Below are 10,176 nucleotides of genomic sequence, written 5' to 3'. Positions count from 1 at the left end.
AAACAGGTGTAAGCAACACCCCGTGGCCGAGTATGTACAGCCCGATCCGGTAGCCCCTCCTGAGAAGGTGAAGTATTAGGGGGATCAGTGAACCAACGGCCGTTTCCAAGGCGTTTTCTTCAAGTCCGCCAACCAGCATTGAATCAGAGGCATCTAAATAAAACATCACAGTCAGGAAGCCCTCCCTTTCATACTCATTCACGAGCGGGGTGTTAAACCTGGCGGTTGCCTTCCAGTTTATTGCCTTCAGGGGGTCGCCTGCCCTGTACTCCCTGACCTCCCTGAACTCGGTAGAGGAGAATCCGAGGCTCGTGACTGCAACGGCTGCAGTCCCAGGCTTTCCCCTAACTTTCCGCAGGGAGGCCCTCCTGATTCCCGGAATCCGGGGAAAGACCTTCAGCGTGACCTCATCCAGCAGGAGGGCGTAGTTAGCTCTCTCCAGCCCGAGGAAGTGGTATCCCTCAACCTCGACGGGTGAAACCCTGTGGTTGCCCCTCTTAACTGCCTTCAAGCGATAGCTGTACTCAACATCGAACCTCTCCCCGGGTCTTTTGAAGAAGACGTGCCTGTTGCTTCCTTCCACAACCTTGAGTGCCGGCGAGACGACCTCTTGGACAACAACTGACCCTACACCCCGCTCAACCTTCAGCCTAACCCTAACTTCCACCTCTTCTCCAACCCTAAGGGACGTCCTGCTAAAGCTTCTCTCAACGGAAAAGCCCGAGGGGGGATCAAAGAGGAGGGAAAAGGCCAGAACCGACGCGGGAAGAAGGGCGAAGTACGAGAGGCTAATAGCCCCAGTTATCACGGCCAGGGCAACCGGGAGGAGCGTAAAGAGGAAGAGCCACCTAACCCAGTTCATCCCCATCACCATCTGGAGAGCAGGTCAAGAATCTCCCTGACCAGAGTTGCCCGCCTTTCCTTCTCTTTCTTAGTGTATAAGCTTCTCAACCACGGTGGCGTCAAGAGGCCACTCATCTGAGGCTTGTACTCCGTAAGCATCCTGACAAGCTCCTCAAGGTCGGCATCGGGGACGCTCCTTGGAATCCTCCTGAGGAGCTGAGTGATAAGGGGAGCGGGGTCTGCATTCTCAATGAAATGCGAGATTGCCCTCCTGACCTCGACAAGGCTGTAGTCGATGCTCTTTATCTCAACCGGTTGAAACTCTGAGATGATGTCCTTCGAGCGGTACTTGAGTGAGATGTGGTCCGCAATCGAGATGGCAATCCAGAGGAGAGCAGCCACTAAGAGGAGGCCGAGGAGGCGCAACATGTTCACGGAAGAGATTTTGAGGAAGAGACCGGCGCCCAGGGCAAAGCCCGCAACGGCTACCCCAAGCATGTTCCTCGGTAAAAAGTCGTTACCCCTGAGGTAGAGGGGATATGAAAGGACGTAGGCAGCACCAAGAAAGAAGAAGGTAACGGCGAGCGCAGGGGAGAGCCATCCCTTCCCAGGCAGGAGCAGAACCGAGGACGACAGGAAGGCTAGGGCCTTTAAAAGGTATCCCTTTGGCTCCCTAAAGCCCTTTGCGAGGCTCCCAATTGCAAGGAAGAACGGAATCACAAGGGAAATCCCTCCCGCGTAGTCCTTCAAAACAATCCCCAGGAGTGCCCAGAGAGCCAGTCCATTAACGTAATCCTGTACCAAGACCCTGAACTTCATTCAAACACCCCCATACGCTCCATAGCCCCGACCATCCGCTGGAAATCATCCTCATTGATCCTCCTGAGGGAGTACTTGGCCAAGGCGAATGTGGTGGCGACGAGCATGGCCTCCTTAGATAGGTCGGATGAAGCAAAGATCCCCGCAATCTCGTAGGGAGTCCGGTTGTCGACGTAGACAGCGGACTGAGCAAAGGGGAGGAAGTGCAGTTCATAGAGCTTGATTATGGCCTCCCTTGGGGGCAGAACGTGGATCTCAAAGGTCCTCCCGCAGACTTCAAGGGCATGCTCTCCAGGAGCCGGGAGCTTTATTGGTCTCTCCACAGGCTTTCCATCTAGAAGAACGTCACATTCGGGAGATGCCGTGAAATCCACTTCCTCTCCAGGCAGGTAAACCCTCCTACCGAGCGAGATCTCCCCAGGGCCCTTAAACTCCTCAGAGGCCTCCCTTCTCAGGACATCTTCGACCGTAGAGGCTCTTCTCCGCCTGGCAACAATGAAGCCTGCTCCCACCACGACCAAGAGCGAAAGGGGAATAAGGGAAAGCCTTAAATAGCTGTTGATATGGTCAATATGGAAACTGCCGGGCAGCGGGCCCTTCTTCCTGTAGATCACTTTTCTGGTCGGGAGATAAAAGCCATCTCCACCGTAGGCAACCTCGACCTCGTCCACCTTACCATCGAGCTTAACCGAGAAGCTCCCGTTCTCCAACTCCCGCCGGATTTTCATGAGCTTCTCACCCAGCCGGGCAACTACAACAACGCTACCCTTCAGCGGTGAACTGCCGTAATGGACAAAACCCCTAACGTAGGTCATGCCCTCGGACACCGTAACGTTCGCATTAATCGAAGGATGGCGTTTTATCATGACCTCCGGATCGCTGTTCCCAGGGTAAGCGTAGGGGCCCCGATAGTGGGCAACCACCGAGTACTTTCCAATGGCATCGGGAGGGATTGAGCAACTGACATTGAAGGTTCCGTTGACGACGTTCCCTTTTCCGACAACAATGCCCTTCTCGCTCTTTGTCCGGTTTATCGTTATCGTAATCGTGCCCCCCTTAACAGGGGAACCGTTGGGATATGTGACTGTGCCCCCCACAGCCATCTCCAGTGTCCCGTTGCCTGAGAGCTGTGATGGCATGGAGGTTATCTTAACAACGGCCTTTGGGAGAACTTCAACCCATGTTAGGAGGGCGTTGGCAATCACCCCGTCGCTCGCGTTGAGTAGGAAGAAGAGCGGGTAATAACCGGGGGGCGTGTTCTCAACTACCTTGTAGGTGATTCTCCAGTGGTACACCACAGAGGGCTGGGAGATGTTGGAAACGACGAGGTAATTGGAGTTGACCGGAACGAGGCGACCCGGAAAGGAGGAATTAACCCACATCGAGAACTCGCCACCGGGATGGGAAAGCACGAGGGGCTTATCAGTTTGGAGGTATGCCTGGTCATTGATTCCCTTAATGAGCCCCTGCCCCTCAAGGGGCACGTAATAGAGGCCATCATACTTAACCAGCATTTCCCAGTAGGAGCCCTTCCTAATGGGGATACCCTTTGCCGGAGTATCAACGCACACCAGGAAAGGATCCGTGGGACGTATTTCCACCGGACAGGAGGCTTTCTCGGTCGTGGGCTTGAAGGTGAAGTCGGCATCGGGGGGAGCCTTCCCTTCATTCTGGTCTCCCTGCTTCTCTACGCCGGCTGTGCTTTTCACGTCCTTCTGAGGGTTTGCCTCGGATGAGAGGCTCTTGGTGACGTTCTCTAGGTTAAGGCCCTTCTCGGGGACGTAGGCGAAGCTCAGGGAGAGAACCATGAGGACGGAGAGAAGGAAAACGAGGATAGAAACCCTTACCCTGTCCATCACTCCTCACTCTCTTTGGGTACGTGTGTTGCCTGGAGAGCCCTCTCAACGACCTCCCCTCCGGTGACGCCCTCAAAGGAGTACTCAGCTTTTATGACGACCCTGTGGGAGAGGGCCTCGAAGACGAACCTCTTGACGTCATCTGGAATAACAAAGTCCCTCCCCTCCATGGCAGCGCTCGCCTTGGCGACCTTCAGAAGGGCCAGCGCACCCCGGGGGCTCGGGCCTGCCTCGACCCTCTCGTCACCCCTCGCGTTCCTAACGAGCTCGGCTATGTACCTCAGAACCGGCCTGCTGACGTAGACTGACTTCTCAACGGTCATCTGCATCTCCAGGAATGTTTCCCTGTCTATCACCGGCCTGAGGTCGACGGTTGGGTCGTCCTTCTTCCACCTGAGCCTGGCCTCAAGGATAGCCATCTCATCCTCAAGGGTCTTTGGATAGCCAACACTCAGGCGGAGGAGGAAGCGGTCGAGCTGGGCCTCGGGGAGGGGGTAAGTCCCCTCGTACTCTATAGGATTCTGGGTGGCCATCACGAAGAAGGGCCTCTCAAGCTTGAGGGTCTCACCCTCTATGGTGACCTGCCTCTCCTCCATCGCCTCAAGGAGAGCAGACTGGGTCTTCGGCGGGGCGCGGTTTATTTCATCCGCGAGGAGGACGTTCGTGAAGACCGGTCCTTTAACAAGCTCGAAGGTTCCGGTGTTCTGGCGCCATACCTTGGTTCCCACTATGTCAGCCGGGAGAAGGTCGGGGGTGAACTGTATCCTCCTGTAATCGAGACCGAGAACCCGGGAGAAGGCCTTTGCCAAGAGGGTCTTTCCGAGACCTGGATGGTCTTCAAAGAGGACGTTGCCGTTGACGAGGGCCGCTGCGAGGGTCTTCTCTACGACGTCCCTGTTTCCGATGTAAACCTCGGAAATCGCATTAACTATTTGGGATGAGAGCGATGCGAGTTCTCCAACCTCCATACTTACCACCTGTTACTATCCACTGTGGTCTGAGTAAATGGAGTAGGTTTTAAATCTTGCGGTCTATTTAAACCGGTGGTGTTTGTGGAGTTCGAGCCCTTCAAGGTAGTCCCTGTGGGTTATGTGAAGAGAAACCACGAAAAGACGTTTATAGAAATCCTGCCCGAGTTTAGGGAAGCTGTGGACGGCCTCCGCGAGGACGACTGGATAAAGCTCGTCCTCTGGTTCCATGAGAGCGAGGGATCTAGGAGGAAAATCCTGAAGGTTCACCCCTACGGCAACCCGAAGAACCCTTTGACGGGAGTCTTCGCGACACGCTCCCCCTACAGGCCCAACCCAATAGCCCTCTACACCGTCAGAATCCACCGCATCGAGGGAAACAGGCTTTACATAGATTGGATAGATGCGGTGGACGGGACTCCTGTGGTTGACATAAAGATCTTCGTGGAGCGCTACGACTGCCCCAAGGAGATACCCATAGAGGAGAGGGAAGCCGACATCAGAGGGGGGAGGATGATTGGCGAGGTTAACGTTATCCCAAGGGAGAACGAGCACCTCGACGAGCTTGAGGAGGTTCCTCCAGAAGAATATGAGGCGGTGATCCTTGAGATAGGGCCCAAGACGACGACGCTGACGGCTAAGGAACTCGTTGAACTGATAGATGCCCTTAAGGAAGTCTATGAAAATCTCCCTGTGGAGATAAGAGACAGGCTCAGAAGACGTGGAGGGCGCTCGCCTTGAAGCCTACGTAGACCTCCTTTCCAGTGCTTATCCCCAGCTCAATGAACGAGGAGCGAGTTATGAAGGCCGAGATGGCCAACCCCGACGCATTAAGCCGGAGCCTCACAATAGGACCGAGTTCCTCGATTCCTTCAACCCTCGCCCTCAGGACGTTCCTGACAGAGGTTTTCATGGGCTCGGTGAAGATTATCACATCCTCCGGACGGAGTCCGACGCGGACTTCTCCATGAGCTTCAGTGGGAAGTTCTATCTCAATGCCGTTAGCCCTTAGCTTTCTTCCTTCCGCGGTTCCCTCTATGATGTTCTCGAAGCCCAAAAACCTTGCGACCCTCTCGGAGCTTGGCCTCGAAAAGACCTCCCCAACGTCCCCCACCTGGACGAGCCTTCCGTCGAGCATGACTCCGACGCGGTCGCCCAAGCTGACGGCTTCCTCGAAGAAGTGAGTAACGTGCAGAGCTGTGAAGCCGAGCTCCTTCTTCCAGCGCTTCATCTCGTTGATGAGCCTCCCCCTCGTCTGAACGTCGAGGTTTGCGAAGGGCTCATCTAGGAGTATCAGTGGGGGTTCGGTGACGAGTGCCCTCGCAAGGGCCACGCGCTGTTGCTCGCCACCGCTCAGCGTCCGGGGCTTCCTTTTCAGGAGGTTCTCGATGCCTAGAACTTCAACTATCTCCTTAACTCTCTTCTCGATTTCAGCCTTCGGGAGCTTCCTAAGCCTGAGGCCAAAGGCTATGTTGTCGTGAACGCTCATGTGGGGGAAAAGGGCGTAGTTCTGGGGGACATAAGCGAGCCCTCTCCTTTCAGGGGGCCACTCAGTAATGTCAATCCCATTCAGGAGTATTCTCCCTGAGTCAGGGCTTATGAGACCGGCTATGACCTCAAGGAGAACGGTCTTTCCAGCACCGCTGGGTCCGAGGATTATGAAGTACTCTCCTTCTGAAACCGTGAATGATATATCCCTCAGGTGGAAGTCGCCGTAGTCCTTGGAGATGTCCTTTACTTCAAGCATTTTTGGCCCTCCCGATGAGCCAGCGCAGAAGCACGAAGATTACGAGGCTTATTGAGACCATAAGGATGGCTATTGGGCGGGAAGCCCTCAGACCGTAGTTGTTGAAGTACTCGAGGATCAGAACTTGGGCGGTTTTCGGATAGTAAGCGACGATCAGTATTGAACCGACCTCGCTTATCGCCCTCGCCCAGGTCATTATTGCACCGCTCGCTATATTGGGGAAGGCGAGGGGAAAGGCTATCGACGCAAAGGCCCTTAGCCTGGATGCTCCGAGGGTCCTGGCAACACCTTCGAGCTTTTCATCCACTCCCAAAAAGCCGTCCCTGGATGCGTTTATTGTGAAGGGGGCCGAGACGAAGAGCATCGCCGAGATTATCCCGAGGTAGTTGTCGAGAATCGTCCTAGAAAAGGTCACCAGGAGCATTATGCCCACGACCGAGTGAGGAATGACTATAGGAACGTCAACGAGGGCCTGCACGAGGCTCTTTCCTGGGAACTCCTTTCTGGCTAAAACGTAGCCGAGGGGAACACCGAAGAAGAGCGCTATGAAAGCCGTTGCAGTTGCCGTTACAAGGGAGTTCCTGAGGGCTTCGAGGACAAGAGGATCGTGCAGGGTCTTTATGAGCATCTCAGCGTCTGATGCCTGCCTGACGAAGACCACCACTATGGGCAGGGCTATGTAGAGGACGAGAAAAGTTCCGAGGGCTGCGAAGAGGTAGATGGTGTAGTCGCGCCTCATGGCCCTCCCTCAAATATGAAGAGGGAATAAAAACCTCACCCCTCAACCTTTACAAGGGGCTTTATCTCCTTTGGCACGTTTCCAAAGGCTATCGGCGGGTTCAGAAAGTCCTGGTAGTTTTCCTCGAAGACCTTCCTGCCTTCTTTGCCGAGCCAGAACTTGAGGAACTGGATGGCGAGCTCTCTGTGAGGTGCGTTCTTGAGAACTGTAACACCGTAGACTATAGGCTTTGCCTTTATCGTCTTCCCGGTAGAGCCGAGGGTTATGCTGACCTGAGCGTAGTAGTTCGCCTTGTTGAAGTCCCCGAGGTTTATCTCGTCGGGAAGGGTGATGTATCTGAGGTGGTGCTGCTCTGCCACGCTCTTGTAGATGAAGAAGTAGTCGAGGCTTCCGCTCTCGACAAGGCCCACGAGATCGGTCTCCTTCGGCCTTATGACGACCTTGTCACTCTTCACCTCGATCTCCTTGGGGGCGTAGACGTGGGTACCGTTGGCGTATATGTTGGTGTTCTTCTCGACGAGGGTCTCAAATATGGGCTTTCCATAGTAGAGGTCTGCCAGCTTCATGACCATAACAGAGCGGTAGCCACAGGGGTCCTGGTTCGGATCGGAAAAGCCGAAGGTTACGCCCGGCTTTGCGAGAATCTCGTACCAGTTGGTGGAGTTTATCTCGTTGGCGTACTTGCTCTTGTTTGTGAAGGCTATCACTATCTGGTTCGTTGCAAAGAGCACGTAGAAGTCCGTGTAGTTGGGGACGAGGAGCTGGGGGATCAGGGTGTAGTCAGCAGTCGCCACAATGTCCGCATCCATGTGGAGGTCTGTGACCTTCCTGCAGGCCTTGACGCTCCCGCTGGCCTCATCCTGGAAGGTGACCTTAACGCCGAGGTTCTTCTCGGCGTAGCTGGAGAACTCCTTTTCAAGCTGTTGGAGTGGAAGGCTAAGCGAGCCGGCGTGGAAAATTATCAGGGTCTCCTCTTTCATTGCCCCCTTTTGGGAAGAGCTCCCTATGCACCCTGCTGAGATAACCGAGAGGCCGAGCAACAGTACTAAGAAAACCGCCCTCAATTTCACCGCGATCACCATTGATAAGAACAGAAAAACTATATTTAAATGTTTTCAGCAAACAAATCGTTTTAACGTAAATGCTATTGTTTCACAAGGCTCCTCCTCTCAACGAGGTCCTCCACGATGTCCCTGAAGTACGAATAGAACTCGCTCTCCCTAAGCCTCTCAACCACCTCCCAGAACTCGTCGAGGTCTGAAAAGCCGGCCTTCTCGTATTCATAGGCCTGAATGAGCATCTCAAGCCTGTCGGCGAACTTCACAAGTTTTCCTTCGAGGGTTGATTCCTCCTCATACTCTCTCCAAAGCCCGAAGTACTCCTCCGGAAGAGGGCTCTTGAGGAGGAGCTCCATAACAGCTTTCCTCTCGGCTTCCCCTTTATTGAGGTAGCCCTGGGCTGTTAGGGGGACGTCGGTTATCCTTGCCTCGCCGACGTCGTGGAGGAGGGCTATCCTAACTGCCCGCTCAACGTTTATGCTGACTCCTCGCTTAACGAGCTCGTCTGCGAGGAAGAGCGCTATGATTGCCGTCCGAAAGGAGTGGTCGGCGATGCTCTCAGGGCTGGCAACACCCCGGAGGAGCCAGCCCGTTCTCGGGAGCCTCTTCAGGTTTCCCAGCTCTATGAGGAGGTTGAGCATGCTCACTCCTCCGTCGTGAAGAGTGCCCTTTCGGTCTCTATCGCTGTCGCTATAATCCCATCCCCAACGAAGCGGCCGTAAACCTTCACCCTGTCGCCCTTTCCAAGGCAGGGGCTGCCTGAAAACTCAATGGAGAGGCCGTGAAGCTTAAAGGTCGTCCTCCAGCTCGGGAGCTCCATCGGGAGGAACTCTATCAGCGGTTTGGTCTCTATCTCCCCCTCAAGGACAATGTTCTTGCCCCTCATGTTCTTTCCCTTCAGCTCCTCCGGGGTTACAATATAGTAGTGGTGGTGACCGAACTTGACGCGCTTCATGAGCATCACCTTTATCAGCCCAGGCCGAAGGTTATATTGGGGTGAGGGGATGATAAAGGTTGCGATAATCGGTGCCGAGAACGTGGGCAAATCAACGCTCATAAACGCGCTCATCGGTGGGAAGGTCAGCGAAGTGGAAGACCTACCTGGCACCACCAAGGGGATAATAAGGCGCAGGTTTGGGAAGCTGAAGATCCCTAAGGGCATAAAGAACCCCCTCGGCGGTGCGGACGAGTTCGTACTCATAGACACGGCCGGCCTCTTTGACCCCAGGATAGAGGTAAGGGGAAAGGTTCTGAGCGAGGAGCGCTTCAGAGAGCTCATCAGTGAGATAGCCTCGGCGGACATAATCATTCACATGATAGATGCAACCGTGGGCCTCCACAGGGGCATGGAGAAGTTTCATCACATCCTTAAGATGCGCTACGAGAAGCCCATAATAGTAGTTATCAACAAGATAGACCTCGTCCCAAGGGATCGCGTTGAGGAACTCAGGAAGATCGTGAAAAAAAGACTTAAGCAGGAGCCGATAGCCCTCTCCCTTGTCACCTACGAGGGTTTCACCGAACTCCTTGAGAGGATAGTTCACATGGCCCAGTACGTCTAGCTACTCCTCTGGAGCTTCAGGGCATGGACATACCATAACATAAACGCGCCTGTGCCTCGGACCGTCAAGCTCGACGAAGAGTATCCTCTGCCATGTCCCTAGGTGCAACTCGGCCTGATCTATGGGCACCACAACCTCAGGGTTGAGGAGGAGCGATGCCCTGAGGTGGGCGTGGGCGTTGCTGTCGATCCTATCGTGGGAGTAGCTGGCATCTTCAGGTATCAACTCATTCATCTTGGCCTTGAAGTCCTCTATCAGGCCGGGCTCGAACTCGTTTATCATAAGGCCGGTGGTCGTGTGGTGGGTGAAAACGGCCGCTATGCCGTGCTTGACCTTGGACTCATAGACCCTCCTCTGGACTTCATCGGTTATGTCCAGTATCTGAAACCTCCCCCTTGTGGGCACCACAATCTCGTAGAGCATACCATCACCTCAGCCTGTCGAGCATCTCCCCCAAGAGGACCTTTGGTTCGGGGAACTCACCTTCGAGTGAGGCCCTCAAAAGAACGGAAAGCTCATAGGCATCTATCAGCTCAGACTTACCCTCAAGAACTGCCGAACGGAGGATGGAGTGTATCTCCTCG

Annotated in this window: 12 protein-coding genes; 2 read left to right on the top strand and 10 right to left on the bottom strand. The window is 54.6% G+C overall.

Translation table 11 applies throughout. The features are described from left to right. The 4 genes from MVD07_RS02315 to MVD07_RS02300 form a co-directional block, all read right to left on the bottom strand. The coding region (locus tag MVD07_RS02315; RefSeq protein ID WP_297498101.1) for a DUF58 domain-containing protein at window positions 1–868 on the bottom strand (868 nt) is incomplete at its 3' end. Further along, a complete protein-coding gene (locus MVD07_RS02310; protein WP_297498098.1) occupies window positions 868–1,662 on the bottom strand; it encodes a hypothetical protein in 795 nt (264 codons plus the stop codon). The genes MVD07_RS02310 and MVD07_RS02315, both read right to left, overlap by 1 nt. Next, a complete protein-coding gene (locus MVD07_RS02305; RefSeq protein ID WP_297498096.1) occupies window positions 1,659–3,518 on the bottom strand; it encodes a hypothetical protein in 1,860 nt (619 codons plus the stop codon). The genes MVD07_RS02310 and MVD07_RS02305 overlap by 4 nt, the downstream gene beginning before the upstream one ends. Continuing rightward, window positions 3,518–4,486, bottom strand: coding sequence for a MoxR family ATPase (locus tag MVD07_RS02300; protein ID WP_297498093.1), 969 nt, complete (start codon window positions 4,484–4,486; stop codon window positions 3,518–3,520). The genes MVD07_RS02305 and MVD07_RS02300 overlap by 1 nt, the downstream gene beginning before the upstream one ends. Before the next feature lie 84 nt (window positions 4,487–4,570). Here MVD07_RS02300 and tsaA point away from each other — a divergent pair, with 84 nt between their 5' ends. Then, window positions 4,571–5,227, top strand: a complete 657-nt coding sequence (gene tsaA, locus MVD07_RS02295) for a tRNA (N6-threonylcarbamoyladenosine(37)-N6)-methyltransferase TrmO (RefSeq protein ID WP_297498107.1) — start codon at window positions 4,571–4,573, stop codon at window positions 5,225–5,227. Here the strand turns inward: tsaA and wtpC are convergent. The 5 genes from wtpC to MVD07_RS02270 form a co-directional block, all read right to left on the bottom strand. Further along, window positions 5,199–6,233, bottom strand: coding sequence for a tungstate ABC transporter ATP-binding protein WtpC (wtpC, locus tag MVD07_RS02290; RefSeq protein WP_297498090.1), 1,035 nt, complete (start codon window positions 6,231–6,233; stop codon window positions 5,199–5,201). The genes tsaA and wtpC overlap by 29 nt on opposite strands. Continuing rightward, entirely contained in the window at window positions 6,226–6,972 is a 747-nt protein-coding gene (gene wtpB / locus MVD07_RS02285) for a tungstate ABC transporter permease WtpB (protein WP_297498087.1), read from the bottom strand. The genes wtpC and wtpB overlap by 8 nt, the downstream gene beginning before the upstream one ends. A gap of 35 nt (window positions 6,973–7,007) precedes the next feature. Continuing rightward, complete coding sequence (gene wtpA / locus MVD07_RS02280) at window positions 7,008–8,054, bottom strand: tungstate ABC transporter substrate-binding protein WtpA (protein WP_297498085.1); 1,047 nt, start codon at window positions 8,052–8,054, stop codon at window positions 7,008–7,010. Window positions 8,055–8,116: 62 nt separating this feature from the next. Beyond that, window positions 8,117–8,671 carry an HD family hydrolase gene (locus tag MVD07_RS02275; protein ID WP_297498082.1) on the bottom strand — a complete coding sequence of 185 codons (555 nt, stop codon included), beginning with the start codon at window positions 8,669–8,671 and terminating at the stop codon, window positions 8,117–8,119. Window positions 8,672–8,673: 2 nt separating this feature from the next. Continuing rightward, window positions 8,674–8,985 carry a GTP-binding protein gene (locus MVD07_RS02270; RefSeq protein ID WP_297498104.1) on the bottom strand — a complete coding sequence of 104 codons (312 nt, stop codon included), beginning with the start codon at window positions 8,983–8,985 and terminating at the stop codon, window positions 8,674–8,676. Window positions 8,986–9,034: 49 nt separating this feature from the next. Between MVD07_RS02270 and MVD07_RS02265 the strand changes: the two genes are divergently transcribed. Next, on the top strand, window positions 9,035–9,592 hold the full coding sequence (locus MVD07_RS02265) for an Era-like GTP-binding protein (protein WP_297498079.1): 558 nt from the start codon (window positions 9,035–9,037) through the stop codon (window positions 9,590–9,592). On the opposite strand, the gene MVD07_RS02260 is transcribed toward MVD07_RS02265, so the two are convergent. Then, window positions 9,593–10,015 carry a secondary thiamine-phosphate synthase enzyme YjbQ gene (locus MVD07_RS02260; protein ID WP_297498076.1) on the bottom strand — a complete coding sequence of 141 codons (423 nt, stop codon included), beginning with the start codon at window positions 10,013–10,015 and terminating at the stop codon, window positions 9,593–9,595. Between the last annotated feature and the right edge of the window lie 161 nt (window positions 10,016–10,176).

The sequence above is a fragment of the Thermococcus sp. genome (genome assembly GCF_027008145.1).
Taxonomy (GTDB): domain Archaea; phylum Methanobacteriota_B; class Thermococci; order Thermococcales; family Thermococcaceae; genus Thermococcus.
This window is presented reverse-complemented; position numbering and strand designations above follow the sequence as displayed.